Genomic DNA, 24,036 nt, shown 5'->3' with positions numbered 1-24,036 from the left:
GTGGGCCCACCCAGGCGTGTCCAGGCCGCCGCACCACCCCCCTTAGACTCGGGTCCCGGGTCCGCGCGGGGGTCGCGGCGGAGCCCAAGCCATCAGGAAGCACGGGAAGAGATGTCGGCACCCAACAAGTCGTACGACCCGGTCGAGGTCGAGGCACTGAAACCAGAGGCGATCGACGGCGCCAGGGACGCGGCGTTCGCCGCGTTCGAGGCCGCCGCCGACCTGGAGGCGCTGCGCGAGGCCAAGATCGCCCACACCGGCGACCGTTCGCCGCTCGCGCTGGCCAACAGGGAGATCGGCGCGCTGCCGCCGCAGGCCAAGGCCGCGGCCGGCAAGCGCGTCGGCCAGGCGCGGGGCGCGGTCAACAAGGCGCTCGCCGCCCGGCAGTCCGTGCTGGAGGCGGAGCGGGACGAGCGCGTGCTGGTCGAGGAGGCGGTGGATGTCACCCTCCCCTACGACCGCGCGCCCGCCGGCGCCCGGCACCCGTTGACCACCCTCTCGGAGCGGATCGAGGACATCTTCGTGGCCATGGGCTACGAGGTGGCCGAGGGGCCCGAGGTGGAGACGGAGTGGTTCAACTTCGACGCGCTCAACCTGGACCCCGACCACCCGGCGCGCTCCACGCACGACACCTTCTTCGTCGCGGACGAACGGGGCGGCCCCGACTCGGGCCTGGTGCTGCGCACCCACACCTCGCCGGTGCAGATCAGGTCGCTGCTCGACCGCGAGCCGCCGGTCTACGTGATCTGCCCGGGGCGCACCTACCGCAGCGACGAGCTGGACGCCACCCACACCCCGGTCTTCGGCCAGGTCGAGCTGCTGGCGGTCGACGAGGGCCTGACCATGGCGGACCTCAAGGGCACGCTGGACCACATGGTGCGCTCGCTCTTCGGCCCGGAGATGCGGACCCGGCTGCGGCCCAACTACTTCCCGTTCACCGAGCCCTCCGCCGAGATGGACATGGTCTGCTTCCGCTGCCACGGCGAGTCCGTGGGCGACCCGGACCGGCCCTGCCGCACCTGCGGCAGCGAGGGCTGGATCGAGCTGGGCGGCTGCGGCGTGGTCAACCCGAGGGTGCTGGTCGCCTGCGGGATCGACCCGGAGCGTTACAGCGGCTTCGCCTTCGGCTTCGGCATCGAGCGGATGCTGATGTTCCGGCACGGCGTCGCCGACATGCGGGACATCATCGAGGGTGACGTGCGGTTCACCCGGCCGTTCGGGAGTGAGATCTGATGCGCGTGCCCCTTTCCTGGCTCCGGGAGTACGTGGACCTGCCGTCCGAGGTCGGCGGGCGCGAGGTGGCCACCCGGCTGATCTCCGCCGGCCTGGAGGTCGAGCTGGTCGAGCGCCTCGGCGCCGACCTGACCGGCCCGCTGGTGGTCGGACGGGTCCTCGCCATCGAGGAGTTGACGGAGTTCAAGAAGCCGATCCGCTACTGCCAGGTCGACGTCGGCCAGGCCAACGGCACCGGCCAGCCGCAGAACATCATCTGCGGCGCGACCAACTTCGCCGTCGGCGACAAGGTGGTCGTGGTCCTGCCGGGCGCGGTGCTGCCCGGCGGGTTCAAGATCTCGGCGCGCAAGACCTACGGCCACACCTCCGAGGGCATGATCTGCTCGGCGCGCGAGCTGGGCGTCGGCGAGGACCACGACGGCATCATGGTGCTGCCGCCCGAGCACGAGGTGGGCACGGACGCCATCACGCTGCTCGAACTCCTCGACGAGGTCCTGGACATCGCGGTCACCACCGACCGCGGCTACTGCCTGTCGATGCGGGGCGTCGCCCGGGAGACGGCCACCGCGTTCGGGCTGCCGCTGCGCGACCCGGCGCTGCTGGACGTCCCGGCGGCCGGCGGCCCCGGGCACCCGGTGCGGATCGAGGACGAGGCGGCCTGCGACCGTTTCGTCGCCCGCGTGGTCACCGGGGTGCGGCCCGACGCCAGGTCGCCGATCTGGATGCGCCGCCGGCTCCAGAAGTCCGGGATGCGGCCGGTGTCGTTGGCCGTCGACATCACCAACTACGTGATGCTGGAGCTGGGCCAGCCGCTGCACGCCTACGACGCGGCCCGGTTGAACGGCACGATCGTGGTCCGCCGCGCGGCGGCGGGGGAGCGGCTGACGACGCTCGACGGCGTCGAACGGAAGCTGCACCCGGAGGACCTGGTCATCGCCGACGACCGGGGGCCCGTCGGGCTCGCCGGCGTGATGGGCGGCGCGAACACCGAGATCGCCGACGTCCCGCAGGAGCCGCGCAGCCCGCTGGCGCCCGAGGTGGGCACTACCGCCGTCGTGATCGAGGCCGCGCACTTCGACGCGGTCACCGTCGCGAGGGCCTCACGTCGCCACCGGCTGAGCAGCGAGGCGTCGCGCCGCTTCGAGCGCGGCGTGGACCCGGCCGCGGCCGGCGCCGCCGCCCAACGCGCCGTGGACCTGCTGGTGTTGCTCGCCGGCGGCACGGCGGGCGAGGGCGTCACCGACGTCGGGACTCCGGCCCCGCCGGCCACCGTCGAGATGCGGGCCGACCACCCCGACCGGGTGGCGGGCGTGACCTACGGCCGCGAGGTCGTGGTCCGCCGGCTCCAGGAGGTCGGCTGCGCGGTCGACGGTTCCGACATCCTCGACGTGACGGCGCCGAGCTGGCGGCCGGACCTGACGGAGCCGAACGACCTGGCCGAGGAGGTGCTGCGACTGGAGGGCTACGCGTCGCTGCCCTCCACCCTGCCACGGCCCCCGGCGGGCCGCGGCCTGACCGAGGGGCAGCGGCTGCGCCGCCGGGTGGGCCGCGCGCTGGCCGGCGCCGGCTATGTCGAGACGCTCAACTACCCGTTCGTGGGCGAGAAGGCGCTGGACGCGCTGGGCCTGCCGGCGGACGACCCGCGGCGCCGCGCGGTGCGGCTGGCCAACCCGCTCTCCGAGGAGGAGCCGTGGCTGCGCACCACGTTGCTGCCCGGGTTGCTGGAGACGGCGCGCCGCAACCACGGCCGGGGCAGCGGTGACCTGGCGCTCTTCGAGAGCGGCCTGGTCTTCCGCCCGACCGGCCTGGAGCCGGCGGCGACCCGGCCGCCGGTGACCCGTCGGCCGACCGACGAGGAGGCCGCCGCGCTGCGGGCGGCCGTGCCGCCGCAGCCGCGCCACGTCGCCGTGGTGCTCTCCGGCGCGAGGGAGGCCGCCGGCTGGTGGGGCGGCGAGCGGCCGGCCGGCTGGGCCGACGCAGTGGAGGCCGCGCGGGTCGTGGCCCGTGAGGCGCGCGTCGAGCTGATCGTGGAGCGCGACCAGCACGAGCCATGGCACCCGGGCCGCTGCGCGGCGCTGCGGGTGCGGCTGGACGGCGAACGCCGGCTGGTCGGGCACGCGGGCGAGCTGCACCCGCGCGTGGTGAAGGCGCTGGGGCTCCCGGAGCGCTCCTGCGCGATGGAGCTGGACCTGGACGTGCTGGCCGAGGCCGCGGGCGGCCCGGTCGCCGGGCCGGACATCTCCACCTTCCCGGTGGCCACCCAGGACGTGGCGCTGGTGGTGGACAACGCGGTGCCCGCCGCCGAGGTGGAGGGCGCGCTGCGCGCCGGCGCGGGTGAACTGCTGGAGTCCGTGCGGCTGTTCGACGTCTTCACCGGTGAACAGCTGGGCGCCGGGCGGAAGTCCCTCGCCTACGCGCTGCGTTTCCGGGCCCCCGACCGGACGCTGACCGCCGAGGAGGCCACCGCGGCCCGCGAGGCGGCCGTGGCGACGGCGGTCTCCCGCACGGGGGCGACGCTGCGCGGCGCGTGACGCTGCGCTGGGCCCGACACGCTGCGCGGGGCGTGACGCCGGGCGGGGCGGCGGCGACGCCGCCCCGCCCGGCGTCGCCGCCGCCCCGGGGGCGCGTGCGACGCGCGGGGAGAGGCGTCCCGTCCGCGTTCAGCCCGGCAACGGCGCCGCCTCCGTGCGGGCGGCCAGCGGGGCGAACAGGTCGCCCAGCCGTTCCAGCCGGTCCGGCAGCCCGGCCAGCGTGAACGCCAGCTCCTCCGGGCGCCCGCACTCCTCGATCTCCTCCCAGGTGACCGGCGCGGAGAGCGTCGGCAACGGCCGGGCGCGCAGCGTGTACGGGGTGGCGGTGGTCTTGCGGGCGGCGTTCTGGCTGTGGTCGATGAAGACCTTCCCCGGCCGCAGTCGCCGGGTCATCACCGCGAGCGCCAGCTCCGGCAGCTCCCGCGCGGCCTCGGTGGCCAGCCGCTTGGCGTAGGCGGAGGCCGCGCGCGACGGCGTCGGCTCCACCGGGCACAGCAGATGCAGCCCCTTGGACCCCGACGTCTTGGCGTAGCAGGTCAGCCCGTCCGCGCCCAGCCGCTCCCGCAGCCACAGCGCCACCCGGCAGCAGTCGACGACCGTCGCCGGCTCACCGGGGTCCAGGTCCAGCACCAGCCGGTCGGCGACGTCGGGCGCCTGGAGCGTCCACTGCGGGGTGTGGAACTCGACGACCAGGTTCGCCGCCCACACCAGCGAGGGCAGGTCCGCGACCACCAGCTGCCGCATCGTGCCCCCGCCCGAACGCGGCACCTCGCCCGTTCTCACCCAGTCGGGCGTGCCGGGCGGCACGTTCTTGGTGAAGAAACGCTGCCCCTCACCGCCGTCCGGATAGCGCAGCAGGCTCAGCGGGCGATCGACGAGGTGGGGCAGGAGCAGCGCGCCGTTGCTCGCGTAGTGGTGCAGCAGCTCGCCCTTGGTGGTGCCGTCGGAGTAGAGCACCTTGTCGAGGTTGGAGAGCGTCAGTCGACGGTCCTCCACGGTGACCACAGGCATACATTGAGACTGGCATGGTTGGCGCGAAAGGGGCAGATCATGCGATCCATCTGGAAGGGGTCCATCTCCTTCGGTCTGGTGACGATTCCCATCAAGGTGGTCAGCGCCACCGAGAACCACTCCGTCTCGTTCCGGCAGGTGCACGCCGTCGACGAGGGCCGGGTCCGCTACCGCAAGGTGTGCGAGCTGGACGGCGAGGAGCTGAGCGGCGACGACATCGCCAAGGCGTACCAGGCGGCCGACGGGACGCTCGTGCAGATCAGCGACGCCGACCTCGGGGCGCTGCCGCTGCCCACCGCGCGGACCGTGGAGATCCTCGGCTTCGTGCCGATCTCCGGCGTCGACCCCTACCAGCTGGACCGTTCCTACTACCTGGCGCCGGACAGCGGCGCGGCCAAGCCCTACGTGCTGCTCCGCGAGGCGCTGCGCCGTTCCGGGCAGGCGGCCGTCGCCAAGCTGGCGATGCGCGGCCGGGAGACGCTGGCCCTCGTGCGCACCAGGGAGGGTGAGGACGTGCTGGGAATGCACACGCTGCTGTGGCCGGACGAGATCCGCCCCTCCGAGGGGCTGGCGCCCACCGAGAAGGTCAACGTGCGCGACGCCGAGCTGGACATGGCGGACACCCTGATGGACACGCTGGGCTCGGTCGACATGTCGGAGCTGCGCGACGAGTACCGGGCGGCGGTGGAGACCCTGGTCAACGCGAAGCTCGAGGGCATCGAGCCGCCCAGCCCCGGCGAGGAGGCGGAACGCGGCGGGCGGGTGGTCGACCTGATGGCCGCGTTGGAGGACAGCGTGCGCAACGCGAGGGAGTCGCGGGGGGAAGGCGGCGGGGAGGCCACGGTCACCGACATCTCCGGCGGCGCGGGCGGCGGTTCCGGAGGTGCGGGAGGCGGGAAGAGCGGCGGCGGGCGCGCGGCGAAGAAGACGGCGGCCAAGAAGTCGTCGGCGGGCGGCACCAAGTCGACGGACAAGAAGAGCGCGGCGAAGAAGACGGCGAGCAAGAAGAGCACGGCCAAGAAGCCGACGGCGAAGAAGGCCACCGCCAAGAAGAGCGCGAGCGGGAAGTCGACGAGCGGCAAGACCGCCGCCGCACGCCGCCGCGCCTCCTGAGGCTGACTCCCGGCCGTGCCGCCGGCTGGCCGCGCCATCGTCTGGGCGCGCCGTTTCCTGAACGCGCGTCTTCCTGGACGTGCCGCGCGGCGGCAGCGCACGCGGCTCCCGCCGATGCCGGCGTTCCGGGCTGACCGGGCCCGGAACCGGGGCCGGGGCCGTCAGCCCGGGTAGGAGTAGAAGCCGGCGCCCGACTTCCGCCCCAGCTGGCCGGCGGCCACCATGCGCAGCAGCAGCGGCGGCGGAGCGTACAGCGGCTCCTTCAGCTCCTCGTACATCGAGGCGGCGATCGACGCCACGGTGTCCAGCCCGATCAGGTCGGCGACCTTCAGCGGCCCCTGCGGGTGGGCACAGCCCAGCTCCATCCCCGCGTCGATGTCGTCGCGGCTGGCCGCACCCGCCTCGTACATCCGCACGGCGGAGAGCAGATAGGGGATCAGCAGCCCGTTGACCACGAACCCCGAACGGTCCTGCGCCCGGATGGCGTGCTTGCCCAGCACGCCGGTGACCAGGGCCTCGGCCCGCTTCATGGTGGCCTCGCCGGTGGTCAGCGCGGGAACCAGCTCGACCAGCCGCTGGACCTGCGCCGGGTTGAAGAAGTGCACGCCCAGCACCTGCGCCGGACGACTGGTCGCGACCGCGAGGTTAACCAGTGGAATGGCGGAGGTATTGGATGCCAGGATGGCGTCCTCCCTGGTCACCACCTGGTCAAGTACCTGGAAGATCTCGGTCTTGACCTGCTCGTTCTCGACGACGGCCTCGATCACCATGTCGCGGTCGGCGAACTCGCCGAGGTCGGTGGTAAAGGACAGCCGTTCCAGCGCCCCGTCCCGTGCGGCGACGTCGATCTTGCCGCGTTCGAGGGCCTTGTCCAGTGAGTTGACCAGTCGGGTCCTGCCCAGCTCCAGCGCCTCGCCGGTGGTCTCGGCGACCCGCACCTCAAGCCCGGCCCGGGCACACACCTCGGCGATCCCGGCCCCCATCTGCCCGCACCCGACCACGCCCACGCGTTCGATATCCGCCATACCATGCCCCTTCGCCTGAAACCGCAGGAAACCGGACGCCGTGCCGCCGCCCGTCAGGGGCCCGACGTTACCCGCGCGGCGGCGGAGCACCGGCCCCCGGGTCCGACGCGGCCCCTCACGGGTCAGTCCTCATAGACGATCGGCTCGTAGGTGCGGGCGTAGTCGGCGAGGAACTCCACGGCCTCCTCCGGGAGGGGGAGGTCCACGGCGACGGAGTACTCCAGGATGCGATGGGTGTCGTCGTAATTCCATACCTCGTACTCGGGTGAGCCGTCCTGGAGGCCGGGATAGTGCTCGGTGGTCCCCAGGCGCTCCAGCAGTTCGGGCAGGTCCATGCGTGCGACCTCGGCGTTGGAAATGCCCGGTGGCAGCTTCGTCCGGTGGCCACCGCCGGGGAATCGAGCCGCACGCCCGTTCGCCAGCGCGTCGAGTTGCGCCGCTCCCAGCCTGTACCAGGGGCCTTGGTGGGTCAGTACCAGCCATGTATCCGTGCTCGTGTGGCGGAAGATATCGCAATCCCGCCCCTGATGGATCTGCTGGTTGTAGTGGAAACCTGGCTGCTTCACCTGATGGATCGTGCCTTCGATCTCGAAGGAGAGAACTCGGCCGTAGCCGGTCTCGATCTGTCGGAACTCCGTGAGAAACGCATCCCGGTGTTCCCAGCCGGAGAGGCAGGAAAAATGCAGCATCCCGTCGAAGAAAGTTTCGTCCTCCTGCCATTCCGCGTGCAGGAGTGTGTAGTTGGGAATGAGATCGCTCCAGCCGTCGATCTGCAGCGTGAAATCACCACAGATTTGGCAGGATTGGAGGCCACCAGCCATATGTTCTCACCTCTCAGCCGTGTTCGGTTCAACCCAGGCGGGGGACAGGGACGATGAAGCCGCGATCGTTGACGGGAGCGCCGGGTGGGATCTCTCCTGGCGGAAACACCCCGTTGCGGTCGAAGAACCTGAGTTGGTCGTCGCGACTGATGACTACCTCCGGGTGGTCCGTCCTCTTGTACTCCATGTCCCAGCTCATGCTGTCACTGGTGCCGCGTAGACGCTCGATCGGGCTCGGTGGGCCGGGGAGCCTGTCCTCGGGGTGCGTGTGAGCGATGAATGTGAAGCCCTCCCCTGACAGACGTGGGGGAATGACTGAGGAATACTCCGTGCCTCGGAAGAGTCGCAGCCTGCCAGCTGGGTTCTGGATGACCGCGTGTTCCACACCGGCGAACCGTTGCAATTCCGCCATGTGGGAAACGTTGACCTCCCCCGCCCGGATGGGGATGTCTCCATGAGTCCACACGGCACGGGCCAACTGCTTGGCCTTGGGGCTGAGTTCACGGAACGGGATCGTCCCGCCAGGCAGCCGTGAGGAGCCCCTGAACGTCTTGGCCATGCCGCGCATCCCGGCGGCGATGTCGCCGAGGCCGTCGGTCGCGAGGCGCTTGGCGCCGCGCAGCAGGCCGCCCGCCGTGGTGATGCCCTTGAAGCCTGGCACGCAGTCGAGAGCCGCGAAAGCGACATCGAGCAGTCCCACCCTGCCCTGGGCGTATTTGATCAGCGTGTCGGAGAGGACGACGAGCGCGGCGGCGAGGACGACCCAGGCAAGTGGGCCGCCGATGATCATCACCACGATGCCGAGAACCGCGACGACGAGCTTGCAGGCTTCGACAAAGGTGTCCCAGTTGTCGGTCACCCATTTGATGGCCTTCTCCCACCAGCGCCGGTTGTGGATGCCGGCGTCCGAGGCCTCGTCGATGTCGCGGGCGCACTCGCGCGCGGCCTCTTCGCGCATCTCCTGGGCGTCGAGGGCGAGTTGGCGGGCAGCGGAGAGGCGTTCCTCCGCGTCGTGCACCCGGGACCGCGCGGCGCCGGCGGCGGCCTCGGCCGCCTGCCGCTCGCGGGCGGCGGCGCGGACGTCGTCCTCGTCCGGCGGCTCCACGTCCTCCCGTTCGCCCTCGCGCTGCAGCCGGTCGGCCTCGTCGCCGGCCCGTCCGACCCAGTCGGTGGCGTCCCCCAACGCCGACCGCGCCGAGTCGAGATCCGCCCGCGCCGTGATCGCCCGGTCCAGCGCGCGGTCCGCCATCCCCTGCGCCATCTGGAGCTTCGGCCAGTAGTCGCGTAACGCCTGCCCGCAGAGGGAGTAACTGTCCTCCAGCTTCGTGAGGTTGTCCGGAACGCCGTCGAACTCCGAGCGGAACGCGTCCGCCGACAGCCCCGCCCACTCCAGCAGGGCGCGCTCGCCCGCCATGCCTCGGATCTTCCCCAGCGCCTCGCCCACGTCGTCCGCGAACTCCTGGAGATCGTCCGCCAGTGCCCGCACTTCGTCCGGGTCCCCCGGCGTCGGGTCGTGGTCCATGTCCACCGGGGACCAGTCAGCCGGTCGCGCCACCCATCCCATCCTCTCGCGTACGCTCCGTCAGGAAACGGTCACCCCTGCACACGCTTCTGTCGCCCGGGCGGTTCCGCCACCCGCGTGAATCGTTGAACTCACCGGTCGTCGACCCCGCACGGCTGACGGGGGGTGAGAAGGCGAAAGATGGTGGCCCGCCGGGTGTGTCAACGGCTGTTGAACGGCTGGTTCCGTCACGCTGTGCTGGGCATGTAGAACGGAACGGACGCGTCTGGGGGTTCACTCATGGGTCGGATCAGCCGCCGGGGCTTCGCCCTGGCCTCGATGGCCACGCTGGTCGGCACGTTCAGCACGGGATCGGTGGCCGGGGCCAGGGAGCGGGTCGGCGCCGCGCCGGCCGCCGACGGTGCGGGGGGCGGCGCCGTGCCGCTCGCCGAGGAGCTGCGCGGGATGTGGATCGCCTCGGTGAGCAACATCGACTGGCCGGCCCAGCCGGGGCAGTCGGCGGACACCGTCCGCTCCGACCTGGTCAAGCTGCTGGATGTCGCGGTCCGCTGGGAGTTGAACACGGTCTTCCTCCAGGTGAGGCCCACCGCCGACGCGTTCTGGCCCTCGCCGCACGAGCCCTGGTCCGAGTGGCTGACGGGCACCCAGGGCGAGGACCCCGGTTGGGACCCGCTGGCGTTCGCCGTCGAGGAGGCGCACGCGCGGGGGCTCGCGCTGCACGTGTGGTTCAACCCGTACCGCGTCGCCACCCACACCGACCCGTCCCGGCTGGCGGCCGACCACCCCGCGCGGCGGGAGCCGACCTGGGCGGTGCCCTACGGCGGGCGGCTGTACTACAACCCGGGGCTGCCCGAGGTGCGGGAGTTCGTGCAGGAAGCGATGATGCACGCCGTCACCTCCTACGACATCGACGGCGTGCACTGGGACGACTACTTCTACCCGTACCCGGTGGCGGGCGAGGCGTTCGACGACGACGACGCCTTCGCCGAGCACGGCGGCGACTTCACCGACAAGGGCGACTGGCGTCGGAACAACATCGACCTGCTGGTGCGCGAGATGCGCGACCGGGTCGCCGAGGCGAAGCCCGGACTCCCGTTCGGAGTCAGCCCGTTCGCCGTCTGGCGGAACAAGTCGACCGACCCGCTCGGCTCCGACACCAGGGGCGGCGTGCAGACCTATGACGACCTCTACGCGGACGTCCGCACCTGGGTGCGGGAGTCCTGGGTCGACTACGTGATCCCGCAGATCTACTGGGAGATCGGCAACGAGGCGGCCGACTACGCGGTGCTCGCCGCGTGGTGGTCGCAGGTCGCCGACGGCACGGGCGTCGCGCTCTACCTGGGCGAGGCGGCGTACAAGGTGGGCGACCCCGCGCAGCCGGCGGCCTGGCAGGAGCCGGGCGAGCTGTCCTCGCACCTGGCGCTGACCGCCGAACGGCACCCCCAGGTCGGCGGGCATGTCTTCTACTCGGCGAAGCAGGTCGCCGCCGACCCGTTGGGCGCGCTCACCCGGGTCTGGGAGGACCACTACCAGTCAGGTTCCTAGCCGGGCGGGGCGCCGTGGGGGAGTGGACCGGAGAATTAACGCGCGAGTAGTGGTCTACTCCTCCAGGTGTTCGTACCATCACGCCCATGCTGGTAACGCTGATAGCCGCTGCCCGCAGTTCCTCGCTTCTGGACGCCCGGTTCGACGACGAGCGCCCCCTGGACGCGGCCGGATGGCAGGCCCTGGAGCACGCCATCCCGATGCTGCTGCCGCTGGCGGCAGCCGAGTTACGTTACTGCTCACCGACGCCGTGCAGCCGCCAGACAGGGGACGCGCTCGGCCTGGCGCCCTTGGTCCAACTCGCCCTGCGGGACTGCGACATGGGCCGATGGCGCGGCATGACCCTCCAGGAGGTGACGCGGCGGGAGCCGCAGGCGGTCGACGTCTGGCTGGCCGACCCGAGGTCCGCGCCGCACGGCGGGGAGTCCCTGCTGGCCTTCGTCTCCCGCGTCGGGGCCTGGCTGGACACCCGCCCCGTCGAGGGCGAGGGCCTGGTCGTCGCGGTCACCGAACCGGCCGTGATCAGGGCCGCGATGCTCTACGCGCTCAAGGCGCCGCCCGCCTCCTACTGGCGGACCGAGGTCCACCCGCTCTCCGTGGTCAGCCTGAGCGGCTGCCGGGGGCGTTGGACCCTGCGGCTCGGTTGAGCCGCCTCGACCGCTCTCGCCGTCGCACTGGTCAAGGGGCCGGGCACACTGATTAGGCGGCCGGTCCCCACTGGTCAAGCGACTGGTCCACTGGTTAAGCGCTCGGCACACTGGTTAGGTGCCCGCCCCGGCTCACCGGTCACCGTCGCCGCGCCGGGCCCGAGCGGAGCGGACGGCGCACCCCGCCGACCCCGGCGGGCGGCGGTCCGGCACCATGGAGGCATGAACGCGCGACCGGTGCTGGTCTTCGACGGCGACTGTGGCTTCTGTACCACCTCGGTGAACTTCGCCGAGCGTTGGATCAGACCGGACTGCACCATCGTGGCCTGGCAGTTCGCCGACCTCGACGCGCTCGGCGTCACCGAGGAACGCGCCCGGCACGAGGTGCTGTGGGTGACGCCGAACGGTCGGGTGTACGGCGGCGCGGCCGGCGTCGCGAAGCTGCTGATGCGGGCCGGCGGCGCCTGGGCGCCGCTGGGCGCGTCGCTGAGGGTTCCGCCCGTCAACTGGCTGGCGGCCGGCGTCTACCGGCTGGTCGCCCGCAACCGCCAGCGGATGCCGGGCGGCACCGCCGCCTGTGCCCTGCCGCGGCCCCCGGGCGCTCAGCGGTAGACCAGCAGCGCGGGCAGTCCCTGCTCACGGCTGGAGAACTCCTCGCTGACCAGCGCGAACGTCGCCGTCTCCGGATGCCACAGCGGCGCCACCGGCCTGGTGGTCGCCACGCCGGCCTTGCGCACCATCGCCGTCTCGCGCTCCGCCGCGCTCTCGTCCAGGCGCATCACCGTGCGGGACTCGCCGGTCTCGGCCGAGAGGGCCACCAGCGACCCGGGGAGGCTGCCGGCCGACGGCTGGTAGGCGTGGAGCGAGTCGCCAGGACCCAGGAACGGGATCAGTTCCTCGTGCCCCTCGGTCGGCGTGGCCTCCCAGATGGGATCCCCGGTGGTCAGGTCGAAGGCGACCAGTTCCCCGCCGGTCTCGCCCGCCGTCGCGGTCGGCACGAGGAGCACCTTGCCTTCCTCACCCGGCACCACGGGGCAACGCACGTTCGACGCCGCGCAGTTGGCGTGACGCTCGGAGTCGAAGTCCACCCGGTGTGAGACGGCGGCGAGGTTGTCGCTTACCACCAGGACCGCGTCGGCTCCGACCTCTCCCTCGCCGTCGCCGAGGGAGGCGAGGACGGTGAGGGGCTCCAGGGCGAGGACGCCGTCGACGGACAGCGTTCCCTCCTCGTACTCGGGGGTGTATTCCCAGCTCCACGCCTCGTTGCCCTCCTCGTCCAGTCCTCGGACCGAGCCGCCGCTCTCCGCGTCGTGGACGACCTGCTCGCCGCAGCCGTGCCGGGCCACCAACTCCCCCTCGATCACGCCGTATCCGACGTCGGCGCAGCCGTCGTCGTAGCGGTTGGCGTACCAGAGCCGTTCACCGGTGCTGATCCGGTAGCCGGCGCCCCCGGTGGCCGAGCCGCCAGCGAGGGCGACCGTGTCGCCGATGATCGCCGGTTCGTCGTAGGGGCCGGGGGGTGCCGGCAGTTCCACTGGCCAGGTGACCAGTTCCTCGCCGGCGGCGATGTCCACCACCGTCAGCATCTCGCAGTGGCCGCCCTGGAGCAGGGCGATCCGGTTCTCGTCGACGTTCGCCGAGACCGGGCACTCTCGTTGGCTGCGGTCGACGTTGCGTTCGACGGGCAGGCGCCACAGCTCCTCGCCGGTGCCCGGGTCCTGGGCGACGACCGCGCTGTCCAGGACCCTGACCAGCGCGCCGTCGACGAACCACGCGCCGCGCGCCACGAGCGCGGAGCGGTCGGGGGAGATCCCGGGTGCTCCCTCGGCGAACACCAGGGAGCCGTCCGCGGGTTCGAGGTCCGTCGGTTCCTTCGGGCCGTCCTCGTTGGTGGCGCGCGTGTCCCCGTCGTCTCCGTCGAGCAGTAGCCAGGCGGCGGCGCCGCCACCGGCCACCACGAGCACCAGGCCCAGGGCGGCGGCGAGCAGCACCCAGGGTCCGCGCCGGCGCCCGGGCCCGGGAGGAGGGGGCGGCGGGGAGGGAGGCGGGCCGAACCGGCCCGGCGGCGGCGGGCTCGGCGGCCCGGGGAGCGGAGCTCCCGAGTACGGGTTGGTCTCTGGCTGCTGCACGGCGGCCCCCTCGGTCGGGTGACGGGCGGGTGGGGCGATGCCCGTCGTGTGGCCCCGGTGGCGCGGAACGAGCGGACGACCCTCGTCGGTCGCGACGCGCGCGGTACCGCTCCGGTTCCGTTCCGTGGGACCGCACAGGCATTCCCGTTCCGCGCGCCGGCGGGTCGGTGCGCACGGGGGCGTCAACGGGGGCGCGCCTCAACGGGGTTGACTACCCAACGTGTCCAGTTGATTTCGGCCACCCGGGAGCCCCGCGCTCCGGAACCGTCACGCGGGGGATCGGTCCGGTGGCTCGCCGTGCTCGTCCGGTGTCGGGCGGACCGCGGTCATGGTCGAGATCTCCTGGATGTCCCGTCCGGTGAGGGTGATCTGGCCCGCGCCCCGGTTGTGCGGAATCTCGCGCAGCCGCGCCTTGCGGCGCAGCCAGCGCGCCGACCACGGCAGCCAGCGCGCGGCCTCCTCGGGCGTGTAGTGGAACAGCTCGCCGTCCGGAGTCCCAGGTGCGGGCACGTCTCGCTCCGGTCGGGGCGGTGGCGGGGGCTCGTCGTCGGCGCGGAGAAGGTCCGCCACCGGCACCTCAAGCACCGTGGCGATCCGGTGCAGGCTCGCCTCGCTGGCGCCGGCCAGGCCGCGTTCCAGACGGGAGATGTGGCCTCGGTCCAGATCCGTGAGCCGGGCCAGTTGTCGCAGGCTCATCCGTCGTACCACGCGGATGGCACGGATCGCGGTGCCGTTCGGTGTCACGTTCAGAGGATAGGGGCACGCACGATGCGTGAGCAACTATTGAAGATCAGTAACTATCCATTAAGGCATCGTAGTTGCTTAGCAGCGAAGCCCGGTAAGCATCGGTCAACCTGGGGGCGTGGCACATGCTGATCAATGGCTGATTTGGGCCTGGTGCGTTGCGCTTAGGTGCGGCAACCTACAGTGCATGACTCAAGACTGGGCACGACTGGGAACGATGTTGAAGCGCGCGCGGGAGAGCCGTGGGCTTCAACAGAAGTTCGTCGCCAAGTCCCTGACAGTGGAGCGCGGCGCCATCTACAACATCGAGAAGGGTGCCATCAAGAAGCTCACCGGGACCATCAACCGCTATGCGGAGATGGTCGGTTGGGCGCCGGAGTCGCTGCGGCTCGTGCTGGAGGGCGGGGACCCGGTGACCCTTGACGACATCGAGCGGTCCACCGCGGGCAAGAGCCAGAAGGAGCCGACCGTCGCGGGCGACTCCGGCCAGGCGGGGCTGTCCCTGGTGGTCCGCAAGGCTCTCTCACAGGGCGAGTTGATCGACTCCGAAGTCCAGTCTCTGGGCACGCCGGACGGACAGATCCAGGTCGCGATCGTCGCCAGGGCCCAGCCCGGCGCGACGGCGGCCCAGCTCGACCAGGCCGGCGCGGTGTGGGCGCGGGTGCGCGCCGCGCTGGTCAAGGCACTCGACGAGGAACAGGACGGCGGTCGCTAGGCGTCCCGTCCGAGCGCGCGACGTTGTTCGGCACACCTCCACGCATGGTGCGAGCCCGGCAACCGGACGCGTGAGCCCCGCGTTCCCCGGAGAGAAGGGCTCCGGAAGCGCCACCGACGACCCAGGGCCGCGCGGCCACCCGGCCGCGCGGCCCGCGTGCGTGCGGGCCCCCTCGCCGCGTCCCGTGGCTGCCCCGGGGAAGCGCGACTCAGCCGTACCGCCGCAGGAGAAGCCCCAGGTAGTCCTCCAGTCGTGCGGCGAGTACCCCGGGCGTCAGGTCGTTCCTGCCGCACTCGCGCCAGGGCCCGGCGACCTTCTCCGCGTACGGGGCGTACGCCAGCGCGTCCAGCAGCCGCCAGTACAGATGGGCGCCCGGCTCCCGCTCCAGCTCTCCCCCGGCGGACACGTACGCGTCGGCGAAGCGCATCCCCGTGTCCGGACCGTGCAGGAGCGCCAGCGCGGTCGCACAGTGCGCCACGTCCAGGTCGGCCGGCCCCCACGAGGTCTCGACCCAGTCGACCACCCCGCTCACCGAGAGGGCGGCGCCCTCCCCGGCGAACAGGACGTTGCCCGGGTGGAAGTCGCGGTGGAGCAGCCGTCCGCGGTACCCCGGCGGCTCCCGCCGGATCGCCGCCACCGCCCGGGCCCAGAGGTCCGGCCGCCCGGTGGTCGGCGCGACGACCCGCTCGGCCGAGGTCCACGCCTGGTAGACCCTGGGGCGTCGCTCCTCCGGGACGCGCACGGCGTGCAGCCGCGCCAGCTCGCGCGCCAGCGCGGGCACACGCCGCCCGTGCCCCGCCTGCTCCAGCCGCAGCCGCCCCGGCAGCCAGGTCATCAGCGACGACGGGTGCACGCACCGCGCGGCGCCCGCGTCGAACCCGAGCGACAGCGGCGCCGGCACGTCCGTCCCCGCCAGGAGCCGCAGCGTCCGCGCCTCGCGGGTGAGCAGCCCCTCCGCGTGGCGCGCGAAGAACGGCCGGACGAGGGAGCGCAGCACGACGGTGCGCGTCCCGTCCGCGTCCGAGACCACGAGCCGGCGCATCCGCGAGGTCCAGCCGCCCCGCAGCGGGTCGACGCGCGTGACCCGGCCGCGCCGTCCCAGCGTCTCCTCGACCCAGGCGCGGGCGGCGTCCCACTCGGCCGTCGCGTCCTCCTGCTGACCCGGGGCGCACATGGCCCCAGGGTCGCACGGGCGCGCGGCGGGCGGGGCACGGACGGCCCGTCAGGGGACGGGGAGGGGCACGGGGGTGAGTTCGCGCAGGCCCGCCCAGCGGTTGGAACGGAGGAACGCCGCCGCCCGTTCCCCCGCCGCCCGGTCGACGGTGGCGCCCGTCTCGTTGCCCGTGGCGAGGTCCCTGGCCGTGACATGGAGGATGTCGTTGGCGTCGCAGTCGGCCGTCACCTCGATCCGGGGCACGCCGCCGGGGGCGGTGGGCAGGGAGAGTTCGAGGAGCGCGAGGGTCCGGTTGCGCGCCGCCTCCTCGCGCTCGCCCTCCACGAAGTGGAGCACGGCCACGGTCTGGTCGTCCGCGCGTGTGGTGAAGAGGTCGGAGCGCTTGGTGGGGATCGTCGTGTTCCGCTGGATCAGCTTCGTGGTCGTGCCCCCGTGGGTCTCGACGCCGATCGAGTGGGGGGTGACGTCGAGGAGGAGTACGTCCCTCACCGCGCCGGTCAGGACGCCCGCCACCAGGGCGGCACCCCCGGCGACCGCGCCCGGGCCCAGGGGCCGGTCGGGCGCGCGCCCGTCCGTGAGCCGCCGGACCAGGTCGCCCACCGCGGGCATCCGGGTGGCGCCGCCCGTCAGGACGACCTGGTCGATGTCGGCGGGCGTGTGCTCGGCGTCGGCGAGCACCCGCGCGACGGGGGCGCGGCAGCGCTCCAGCAGGTCGCGGGTGAGTTCCTCGAACTCCTCGCGGGTCAACTCCTCTTCGAGGTGGACGGGGCCGTCCGGCCCGGTGGCGAGGTAGGGCAGCCGCAGGGTCGCGGTGCGCGCCGCCGACAGCTCGATCCTCGCGGCCTCGGCCGTCTCGCGCAGCCGCCGGGCCGCGGCGACGTCACGGGTGAGGTCCACGCCGTGCCGCAGCCGCACGCGCTCGGTCAGATGCCTGACGATCCGCAGGTCCCAGTCGTCGCCGCCGAGCCGGGGGTCGCCGGCGGTGGCCCAGTTCTCCACGACGCCGTCGCCGACTTCGGCCACGGAGACGTCCAGGGTGCCCGCGCCGAGGTCGACGATCAGGACGGTGCGGTCGTCCCGGCGCGCGCCGTAGCTCATCGCCGTGGCCGAGGTCTCGTTGATCACGCGCAGGACGGTGAGCCCCGCCCGTTCGCCGGCCCGGCGCAGCGCGGCCCGCTGGTCGCGGTGGAAGCCGGCGGGCACCGCCAGCACCGCGTCGGTGACCGGGTGGCCGAGGTAGTCCTCGGCGTCCTCGCGCAGCCGGGCGAGGACCAGCCCGGCGATGTCCTCGGCGGTCAGCCGGACGCCGCCCCGGGTGACACGCCAGTCGGTGCCCAGCTGCGGCTTGACGGCGTGCGGGGTGAAGTCGGGGTTGGTGAGGACCTGCCGCGCGGCGGCCGTGCCGAGCAGGACGTCCCCCTCGGCGGTGAGGGCCACCAGGCTGGGGGTGGTGTGCGCGCCCTGGGCGTTGGGGACCAGTGAGACCTCGCCCCCTTCCAGGACGGCAACCGCCGAGTGCGCCGTGCCGAAGTCGATGCCGACGGCGGCCCCGCGCGCCGCGCCGGGCGCGGCGCCCGGCGGCGCCGCGGCCCCCTCGGCCTCGGTGTAGGGGGCGGTCGGGGGCGCCGCGTGCCGCTCAACGAGGGCGGTGACGGCGTCCGGCCAGGGCGAGTGGCCAGGGGCCTCGCCGGTCGGCTCCCAGTGCGCGGCGATCCGCTCCAGCAGCGCGGTGAGCGTGGGCCGTTCACCGGGCTCCTTCGCCAGGCAGTCGTCGACCAGTGCGCGCAGCGGTCCCGTGAGCCCGTCCAACCGGGGCCGCCCGTTGACCACCCGGTGGAGCACCGCCAGCGGCGGGCCCTCCCCGAAGGGCTCGGCCCCCGTGGCGGCGAACGCGAGCACCGCGCCCAGCGCGAACACGTCGCCCGGCCGGCCGACCTCGCCGCCCTCGGCCTGCTCGGGCGCCATGAAGCCCGCCGTCCCCACCACCATGCCGGTCGCCGTCAGCGCGGTGTCCTCCCGCGTCCGGGCGATCCCGAAGTCGATCACCCGCGGCCCGTCGGCGGCCACCAGCACGTTCGACGGCTTCAGGTCCCGGTGCAGCACCCCCGCCGCGTGCACGGCCTCCAACGCCTCCACCAGCCCCGCCGCCAGCCGCCACACCGCGCCTTCGGGCAACGGCCCGGCCACGCCGACCGCCGTCGCCAGATCGGGCCCGGGAACGTAGACGGTCGCGATCCACGGCGGGTCGTCCTCCGGCCCCGCCGCCATCACCGGGGCCGTGAACGCCCCACCCACGGCGCGGGCCGCCGCGGCCTCCCGCGCGAACCGCCGCCGGAACTCCTCCCGCCGCGCCAGATGCGGGTGCACCACCTTCACCGCCGCCGCCCGCCCGCCAGGCGACCAACCCAGGAACACCTCGCCCATCCCGCCGGCACCCAGCCGGCCACGCAACCGGAACCCGCCCACCTTCTCCGGATCCCCGGCCCTCAGCGGTTCCACCCCGGCCCCCTTCGTCACCCCGCGCCCGCGGGCCCCGGCGCGCCAACGCGCGGCGCACACCGGCAGGTTACGTTCCCCGACCGCGGCCGGGCCCCGTGCGCGCGGACGCCTCCGCCGCGCGGGCGCCTCCACCGAGGCGCCATTGCATAAACGTGCCTGGCTACGTATAGTCATGCTATTCCACGGAGGAGGCGATGGCAGTGCGGGCTGCGGTGGCGGGCGCCAGCGGGTACGCGGGGGGAGAGGTGCTGCGGCTGTTGTCGGCGCACCCGGAGATGGAGATCGGCGCGGTCACCGCGCACGCCAACGCCGGGCAGGCGCTCGGCGGGCTCCAGCCACACCTGGTGCCGCTGGCCGACCGGGTGCTGGACCCGACCTCGGTCGAGACGCTGGCCGGGCACGACGTCGTCTTCCTCGCGCTGCCCCACGGCCAGTCGGCCGCCGTCGCCGAGGAGTTGGGTGAGGACGTGCTGGTCGTCGACTGCGGCGCGGACTTCCGGCTGCGCGACCCCGCCGTGTGGGAACGCTTCTACGGCACCCCGCACGCCGGCACCTGGCCCTACGGCCTGCCCGAACTCCCCGGCGCGCGCGAGGCGTTGCGCGCCACCCGGCGTATCGCCGTGCCCGGCTGCTACCCGACCGCCGTCAGCCTGGCGCTCTTCCCCGCCTACGCGGCCGGCCTCGTCGAGCCCGACGCGGTGATCGTCGCCGCCTCCGGCACCTCGGGCGCCGGCAAGGCGCTGAAGCCGCACCTGCTCGGCAGCGAGGTGATGGGCTCGATGAGCCCCTACGGCGTGGGCGGCGGCCACCGCCACACCCCCGAGATCGCGCAGAACCTCTCGGGGCTCGCCGGCGAGCCCGTCACCGTCTCGTTCACCCCGACGCTCGCGCCCATGCCGCGCGGCATCCTCGCCACCTGCACGGCCCGCGTCCGCCCCGGCACCACGGCAGCCGCGATCCGCGAGAGCTACGCCGAGGCGCTGGCCGGCGAACCGTTCACGCGGCTGCTGCCCGAGGGGCAGTGGCCGCGGACGGCGGCCGTCGTCGGCTCCAACGCCGCGCTGCTCCAGGTCACCCTCGACGAGGCCGCCGGCCGGCTCGTCGCCGTCAGCGCGATCGACAACCTCACCAAGGGCACCGCCGGCGGCGCCGTCCAGTCCATGAACCTCGCGCTCGGCCTCCCCGAGGAGACCGGCCTCCCACTGAACGGGATCGCGCCGTGAGCGTCACCGCCCCCGTCGGCTTCACCGCCACCGGCGTCGCCGCGGGCCACGCCCCCGACGGCGCGCCCGACCTGGCGCTCGTCGTCAACGAGGGGCCCCGCCTGGCCGCCGCCGGGGTGTTCACCACCAACCGCGTCAAGGGCGCCCCCGTCCTGTGGACCGAGCAGGTGCTGCGCGGCGGCGCGGTCGCCGCCGTGCTGGTCGACGCCGGCTGCGCCAACGCCTGCACCGGGCCGCCCGGTTTCCAGGACGCCCACGCCGTCGTCGAGCACACCGCCCGCCTGCTGGACCGCGACGCCGCGCGGGTCGCGCTGGCCGCCACCGGCCCGATGGGCGTGCGGCCCGCGCTCGACCGGCTGCTGCCCGGCGTGGAGGCCGCCGCCGCGCGGCTCTCCGAGTTCGGCGGCGACCGCGCCGCCCGCGCGATCATGACCACCGACACCCAGCCCAAGACGGCCGCCGTGCGCGGCGGCGACGGCGCCGGCTGGACCGTCGGCGGCATGGCCAAGGGCGGCCCGATGCTCGCGCCCTCCCTCGCCACGCTGCTGGTGGTGCTCACCACCGACGCCGACCTCCCCGCGCCCGAGCTGGCCCGGGCGCTGCGCGCCGCGACCCGCGTCACGTTCGAGCGGATCGACGCCGACGCCGTCGCCTCCCCGAACGACACCGTGCTGCTGCTCGCCTCCGGCGCCTCCGGCACCGCGCCGGACCCGGGGGAGTTCGACGAGGCGGTGCGCGCCGTCTGCGCCGACCTCGCACGGCAGTTGGTGAAGGACGCGGAGGGCGCCACCAAGGAGATCGCCGTCGAGGTGACCGGCGCCGCCGACGAGGAGCAGGCGCTGACCGTCGCCCGTGCCGTCGCCCGCGACCCGCTCGTCAAGGCGGCGCTGCGCGCCGAGGACCCCGCCTGGCCCCGCGTGGCCGCCGCCGCCGGCGCGAGCGGCGCGCCCGTCGAGCCGCACCGGCTCGCCGTGGCGATCAACGGCGTCCAGGTCTGCCGCGACGGCGCCCCCGCCGAGGACGCCGCCGCCGTCGACCTGCGCTTCCGCGAGGTGAGGCTCGCCGTCGACCTGGGCGCGGGGGACCGTTCCGCCTCCCTGTGGACCACGGACTGGGCGGCCGGCGCCGCCCGTTGAGACCACCGACCCGCCGCCGCGCACCTGCCGGCGGCACCGTTCCCCGAGCCGAAAGCGTGTGATGACGGTCAACGCACCGAAGGCCGCCCCAGCCCCCGACCCCGAACCCTCCGCCACCACCGACGACCCGGGCGCGGGCGGCGCCCGCCGCCACACCGCGCTGCCCAAGGCACGCACCCTGATCGAGGCCCTGCCGTGGCTCACCCGCCACCACGGCAGGACGGTGGTGATCAAGTTCGGCGGCAACGCCATGGTCGACGAGGAGCTGAAGGCCGCCTTCGCCCAGGACGTCGTCTTCCTGCGCCACGCCGGCCTGCGCCCGGTGGTGGTGCACGGCGGCGGCCCGCAGATCAGCCGACAGCTCGAACGCCTCGGCCTGGAGTCCGAGTTCAGGGCGGGCCTGCGCGTGACCACCCCCGAGACCATGGAGGTGGTCCGGATGGTGCTCGCCGGCCAGGTGCAGCGCGAGCTGGTCGGACTGCTCAACCGGCACGGCCCGCTCGCCGTCGGCATGACCGGCGAGGACGCCCACATCCTCACCGCCGTCAAGCGGCTGGCCGAGGTCGACGGCCAGCCCGTCGACCTCGGCCGGGTCGGCGAGATCACCGCCGTCGAGACCGGCGCCGTCCAGGCGCTGCTGGACAACGGGCGCATCCCCGTCATCTCCTCCATCGCCCGCAGCGCCGACGACGACCACGTCTACAACATCAACGCCGACACCGCCGCCGCCGCGCTCGCCGCCGCGCTGGGCGCCGAGACGCTGATGGTCCTCACCGACGTCGAGGGCCTGTACGCCGACTGGCCGGCCAGCGACGAGGTCATCAGCCGGCTGACCGTCAGCGAGTTGGAGCGGCTGCTGCCCGAGCTGGCCAGCGGGATGGTGCCCAAGATGGAGGGCTGCCTGACCGCCGTCCGCAGCGGGGTGCGCACCGCCCGCGTCATCGACGGCCGGGTGCAGCACTCCATCCTGCTGGAGATCTTCACCGACGAGGGGATCGGCACGATGGTCGTCCCCGACGACCACCCCGTTCCGGAGGCCGCGTCCCACGCGGCGCCCAGCACCGCGCCCACCGAGGGAGAGTCCCGATGAGCAACGAGTCCCTGCACGCCAGGTGGCAGGCTTCCCTGATGGACAACTACGGCCTGCCGAGGGTGCCGTTGACGCGCGGCGAGGGCGCCAGGTTCTGGGACGCCGACGGGCGCGAGTACCTGGACTTCGTCGGCGGCATCGCCGTCAACTCGCTCGGCACCGCCCACCCCGCCGTCGTCGAGGCGGTCTCCCGTCAGGTCGCCTCGCTGGGCCATGTCTCCAACCTGTTCGTCGCCGAGCCGCCGGTGGCACTCGCCGAACGGCTGCTCGAACTGGCCGGCCGGCCGGGGCGGGTCTTCTTCTCCAACTCGGGCGCCGAGGCCAACGAGGCCGCGTTCAAGCTGGGCCGGCTCACCGGGCGGCGGCACATGGTCGCCGCCGACGGAGGTTTCCACGGGCGGACGGTGGGCGCGCTGGCGCTCACCGGGCAGGCCGGCAAGCAGGACGGCTTCCTCCCGCTGCCGGGGGACGTGACCCATGTGCCCTACGGCGACGCCGAGGCGCTGCGCGCCGCCGTCACCGAGGAGACCGCGCTGGTGGTCCTCGAACCGGTGCAGGGCGAGAACGGCGTGGTCGTCCCACCGGACGGCTACCTCGCCGCCGCCCGCGAGATCGCCACGGCCAACGGCGCGCTGCTGGTGCTCGACGAGGTGCAGACCGGGATCGGCCGCACCGGGCACTGGTTCGCCGGCCAGGCCCAGGGCGTCGAGGCCGACGTCGTCACGCTGGCCAAGGGGCTCGGCGGCGGGCTGCCGATCGGCGCGACCCTGGCCTTCGGGCGGGCGGCCGAGCTCTTCACACCCGGCCGGCACGGCTCCACCTTCGGCGGCAACCCGGTCTCCTGCGCCGCCGCGCTGGCCGTGCTGGACACCGTCGAGTCCGAGGACATCCTGCGGCGGGTCAAGGCGACCGGCGAGCTGCTGCGGAACGGAGTCGAGCGGCTGGGGCACCCGCTGGTCGAGGGGGTCAGGGGCGCCGGGCTGCTGCTCGGTATCGTGCTCACCGAGCCCGTCGCCGCGCTGGCGCAACGTTCCGCCCAGGACGCGGGGCTGCTGGTGAACGCCGTCGCTCCCGACGTGCTGCGGCTGGCACCCCCGCTGATCATCGGGAACGCGGAGGTCGACGCGTTCCTGGCCGCGTTGCCCGCGGCGCTGGACGCGGCGGCCGAGGCGGCCGGCGAGGGCCAAGGATGACAACCGGAGAGGGAGCATGACGGACCAGGCGCAGCCCAGGGGCGGATCGGGCAACGGGCCCGCGGTTCCCCAGACCCGAACGGCCCGGCACCGCAGGATCGTCGAGATCCTCAACCGGGGCCCGGTGCGCTCCCAGAGCCAGCTCGCCAAGCTGCTCGCCGACGACGGGCTGAGCGTCACCCAGGCGACGCTCAGCCGGGACCTCGACGAGCTGGGCGCGGTGAAGATCCGCAACGCGAGCGGTGAGCTGATCTACGCCGTGCCGAGCGAGGGCGGCTACCGGACGCCGAGGGCGCCGCTGGGGGAGTCCGCCAAGGAGGAACGGATGGCCCGCCTCGCCGGCGAGCTGCTGATCTCCGCGGAGGCCTCGGCCAACCTGGTGGTGCTGCGCACCCCGCCGGGCGCCGCGCAGTTCCTCGCCTCGGCGATCGACCAGGCGGAGGTCCACGACATCCTCGGCACCATCGCCGGCGACGACACCCTCCTCCTCATCAGCCGCGCCCCCGACGGCGGCCAGTCCCTCGCCGACCACCTGCTCCGCCTGGCCCAACGCGACGAATAGCCCCTTGCCGGGGGTGCCCGGTGACGACTGCGCGCGCCACGGTTCTGGGGGCGCGGGGAACTGCGCGAGCAACTGTCCACCGGGCTGGTAGCCGACGACCCACCTTGCCGGTGACGAACCGTT

20 protein-coding genes are annotated in these 24,036 nt (G+C 73.6%); 12 read left to right on the top strand and 8 right to left on the bottom strand.

Translation table 11 applies throughout. The features are described from left to right. Window positions 1-111 precede the first annotated feature (111 nt). Complete coding sequence (gene pheS / locus FH715_RS13635; protein ID WP_139644923.1) at window positions 112-1,233, top strand: phenylalanine--tRNA ligase subunit alpha; 1,122 nt, start codon at window positions 112-114, stop codon at window positions 1,231-1,233. After that, on the top strand, window positions 1,233-3,764 hold the full coding sequence (gene pheT / locus FH715_RS13630) for a phenylalanine--tRNA ligase subunit beta (protein ID WP_139644921.1): 2,532 nt from the start codon (window positions 1,233-1,235) through the stop codon (window positions 3,762-3,764). Before pheS ends, pheT begins: the two co-directional genes overlap by 1 nt. Window positions 3,765-3,893: 129 nt before the next feature. On the opposite strand, the gene ligD is transcribed toward pheT, so the two are convergent. Next, on the bottom strand, window positions 3,894-4,775 hold the full coding sequence (gene ligD, locus FH715_RS13625; protein WP_139644919.1) for a non-homologous end-joining DNA ligase: 882 nt from the start codon (window positions 4,773-4,775) through the stop codon (window positions 3,894-3,896). A 39-nt stretch (window positions 4,776-4,814) separates the two neighbouring features. Here ligD and ku point away from each other — a divergent pair, with 39 nt between their 5' ends. Next, on the top strand, window positions 4,815-5,888 hold the full coding sequence (ku, locus tag FH715_RS13620) for a non-homologous end joining protein Ku (protein WP_139644917.1): 1,074 nt from the start codon (window positions 4,815-4,817) through the stop codon (window positions 5,886-5,888). A 161-nt stretch (window positions 5,889-6,049) separates the two neighbouring features. Here ku and FH715_RS13615 read toward each other — a convergent pair whose 3' ends face one another. The 3 genes from FH715_RS13615 to FH715_RS28930 all read right to left on the bottom strand — a co-directional run bounded on the left by FH715_RS13615 (window position 6,050) and on the right by FH715_RS28930 (window position 9,289). Then, on the bottom strand, window positions 6,050-6,913 hold the full coding sequence (locus tag FH715_RS13615) for a 3-hydroxybutyryl-CoA dehydrogenase (protein WP_139644915.1): 864 nt from the start codon (window positions 6,911-6,913) through the stop codon (window positions 6,050-6,052). Between the two features lie 122 nt (window positions 6,914-7,035). Next, the gene (locus FH715_RS13610; RefSeq protein WP_139644913.1) at window positions 7,036-7,734 is read right to left on the bottom strand and encodes a hypothetical protein; all 699 of its coding nucleotides are present in this window, start codon (window positions 7,732-7,734) and stop codon (window positions 7,036-7,038) included. A 28-nt stretch (window positions 7,735-7,762) separates the two neighbouring features. Continuing rightward, window positions 7,763-9,289: a WXG100 family type VII secretion target gene (locus FH715_RS28930; RefSeq protein WP_246108731.1), complete on the bottom strand. Its 1,527-nt coding sequence runs from the start codon at window positions 9,287-9,289 to the stop codon at window positions 7,763-7,765. Between the two features lie 246 nt (window positions 9,290-9,535). Between FH715_RS28930 and FH715_RS13600 the strand changes: the two genes are divergently transcribed. The 3 genes from FH715_RS13600 (at window position 9,536) to FH715_RS13590 (ending at window position 12,060) form a co-directional block, all read left to right on the top strand. Further along, complete coding sequence (locus tag FH715_RS13600; protein WP_139644909.1) at window positions 9,536-10,801, top strand: glycoside hydrolase family 10-like protein; 1,266 nt, start codon at window positions 9,536-9,538, stop codon at window positions 10,799-10,801. An 86-nt stretch (window positions 10,802-10,887) separates the two neighbouring features. Further along, on the top strand, window positions 10,888-11,448 hold the full coding sequence (locus tag FH715_RS13595) for a histidine phosphatase family protein (RefSeq protein ID WP_139644906.1): 561 nt from the start codon (window positions 10,888-10,890) through the stop codon (window positions 11,446-11,448). Window positions 11,449-11,670: 222 nt separating this feature from the next. Then, window positions 11,671-12,060 carry a thiol-disulfide oxidoreductase DCC family protein gene (locus FH715_RS13590; protein ID WP_139644904.1) on the top strand — a complete coding sequence of 130 codons (390 nt, stop codon included), beginning with the start codon at window positions 11,671-11,673 and terminating at the stop codon, window positions 12,058-12,060. Here FH715_RS13590 and FH715_RS13585 read toward each other — a convergent pair. Together FH715_RS13585 and FH715_RS13580 are read right to left on the bottom strand one after the other, a co-directional pair. Next, on the bottom strand, window positions 12,051-13,577 hold the full coding sequence (locus tag FH715_RS13585; protein ID WP_139644902.1) for an outer membrane protein assembly factor BamB family protein: 1,527 nt from the start codon (window positions 13,575-13,577) through the stop codon (window positions 12,051-12,053). The genes FH715_RS13590 and FH715_RS13585 overlap by 10 nt on opposite strands. 267 nt (window positions 13,578-13,844) lie before the next feature. Then, window positions 13,845-14,321, bottom strand: a complete 477-nt coding sequence (locus tag FH715_RS13580; protein WP_281290743.1) for a helix-turn-helix domain-containing protein — start codon at window positions 14,319-14,321, stop codon at window positions 13,845-13,847. A gap of 187 nt (window positions 14,322-14,508) precedes the next feature. On the opposite strand from FH715_RS13580, the gene FH715_RS13575 reads away from it, so the two are divergent. After that, a complete protein-coding gene (locus FH715_RS13575) occupies window positions 14,509-15,036 on the top strand; it encodes a helix-turn-helix domain-containing protein (protein WP_139644898.1) in 528 nt (175 codons plus the stop codon). Window positions 15,037-15,244: 208 nt separating this feature from the next. On the opposite strand, the gene FH715_RS13570 is transcribed toward FH715_RS13575, so the two are convergent. Then, window positions 15,245-16,210: a phosphotransferase family protein gene (locus FH715_RS13570; protein ID WP_139644896.1), complete on the bottom strand. Its 966-nt coding sequence runs from the start codon at window positions 16,208-16,210 to the stop codon at window positions 15,245-15,247. A 48-nt stretch (window positions 16,211-16,258) separates the two neighbouring features. Beyond that, complete coding sequence (locus tag FH715_RS13565) at window positions 16,259-18,709, bottom strand: Hsp70 family protein (RefSeq protein WP_139644894.1); 2,451 nt, start codon at window positions 18,707-18,709, stop codon at window positions 16,259-16,261. 194 nt (window positions 18,710-18,903) lie between these two features. On the opposite strand from FH715_RS13565, the gene argC reads away from it, so the two are divergent. The 5 genes from argC to FH715_RS13540 all read left to right on the top strand — a co-directional run bounded on the left by argC (window position 18,904) and on the right by FH715_RS13540 (window position 23,913). Further along, entirely contained in the window at window positions 18,904-19,932 is a 1,029-nt protein-coding gene (gene argC / locus FH715_RS13560; protein WP_139644892.1) for an N-acetyl-gamma-glutamyl-phosphate reductase, read from the top strand. After that, complete coding sequence (gene argJ / locus FH715_RS13555; protein WP_139644890.1) at window positions 19,929-21,068, top strand: bifunctional glutamate N-acetyltransferase/amino-acid acetyltransferase ArgJ; 1,140 nt, start codon at window positions 19,929-19,931, stop codon at window positions 21,066-21,068. The genes argC and argJ overlap by 4 nt, the downstream gene beginning before the upstream one ends. A 61-nt stretch (window positions 21,069-21,129) precedes the next feature. Next, entirely contained in the window at window positions 21,130-22,158 is a 1,029-nt protein-coding gene (gene argB / locus FH715_RS13550; RefSeq protein WP_139644888.1) for an acetylglutamate kinase, read from the top strand. Further along, the gene (locus tag FH715_RS13545) at window positions 22,155-23,351 is read left to right on the top strand and encodes an acetylornithine transaminase (protein ID WP_139644886.1); all 1,197 of its coding nucleotides are present in this window, start codon (window positions 22,155-22,157) and stop codon (window positions 23,349-23,351) included. The genes argB and FH715_RS13545 overlap by 4 nt, the downstream gene beginning before the upstream one ends. Window positions 23,352-23,367: 16 nt before the next feature. Beyond that, window positions 23,368-23,913, top strand: coding sequence for an arginine repressor (locus FH715_RS13540; protein ID WP_139644883.1), 546 nt, complete (start codon window positions 23,368-23,370; stop codon window positions 23,911-23,913). The last annotated feature ends 123 nt before the right edge of the window (window positions 23,914-24,036 follow it).

The organism is Streptomyces sedi (assembly GCF_006335015.1).
Classification (GTDB): domain Bacteria; phylum Actinomycetota; class Actinomycetes; order Streptomycetales; family Streptomycetaceae; genus Streptomyces; species Streptomyces sedi.
This window is presented reverse-complemented; position numbering and strand designations above follow the sequence as displayed.

Excerpts from the sequence above, each read along its gene's own strand:
- ligD (WP_139644919.1), bottom strand. The coding sequence starts at position 4,775 with ATGCCTGTGGTCACCGTGGAGGACCGTCGACTGACGCTCTCCAACCTC.
- FH715_RS13600 (WP_139644909.1), top strand. The coding sequence starts at position 9,536 with ATGGGTCGGATCAGCCGCCGGGGCTTCGCCCTGGCCTCGATGGCCACG.
- FH715_RS13615 (WP_139644915.1), bottom strand. The coding sequence starts at position 6,913 with ATGGCGGATATCGAACGCGTGGGCGTGGTCGGGTGCGGGCAGATGGGG.
- FH715_RS13610 (WP_139644913.1), bottom strand. The coding sequence starts at position 7,734 with ATGGCTGGTGGCCTCCAATCCTGCCAAATCTGTGGTGATTTCACGCTG.
- ku (WP_139644917.1), top strand. The coding sequence starts at position 4,815 with ATGCGATCCATCTGGAAGGGGTCCATCTCCTTCGGTCTGGTGACGATT.
- FH715_RS13570 (WP_139644896.1), bottom strand. The coding sequence starts at position 16,210 with ATGTGCGCCCCGGGTCAGCAGGAGGACGCGACGGCCGAGTGGGACGCC.
- FH715_RS13595 (WP_139644906.1), top strand. The coding sequence starts at position 10,888 with ATGCTGGTAACGCTGATAGCCGCTGCCCGCAGTTCCTCGCTTCTGGAC.
- FH715_RS13545 (WP_139644886.1), top strand. The coding sequence starts at position 22,155 with ATGAGCAACGAGTCCCTGCACGCCAGGTGGCAGGCTTCCCTGATGGAC.
- argC (WP_139644892.1), top strand. The coding sequence starts at position 18,904 with ATGGCAGTGCGGGCTGCGGTGGCGGGCGCCAGCGGGTACGCGGGGGGA.
- argB (WP_139644888.1), top strand. The coding sequence starts at position 21,130 with ATGACGGTCAACGCACCGAAGGCCGCCCCAGCCCCCGACCCCGAACCC.
- pheT (WP_139644921.1), top strand. The coding sequence starts at position 1,233 with ATGCGCGTGCCCCTTTCCTGGCTCCGGGAGTACGTGGACCTGCCGTCC.
- FH715_RS13540 (WP_139644883.1), top strand. The coding sequence starts at position 23,368 with ATGACGGACCAGGCGCAGCCCAGGGGCGGATCGGGCAACGGGCCCGCG.
- pheS (WP_139644923.1), top strand. The coding sequence starts at position 112 with ATGTCGGCACCCAACAAGTCGTACGACCCGGTCGAGGTCGAGGCACTG.
- FH715_RS13575 (WP_139644898.1), top strand. The coding sequence starts at position 14,509 with ATGACTCAAGACTGGGCACGACTGGGAACGATGTTGAAGCGCGCGCGG.
- FH715_RS13590 (WP_139644904.1), top strand. The coding sequence starts at position 11,671 with ATGAACGCGCGACCGGTGCTGGTCTTCGACGGCGACTGTGGCTTCTGT.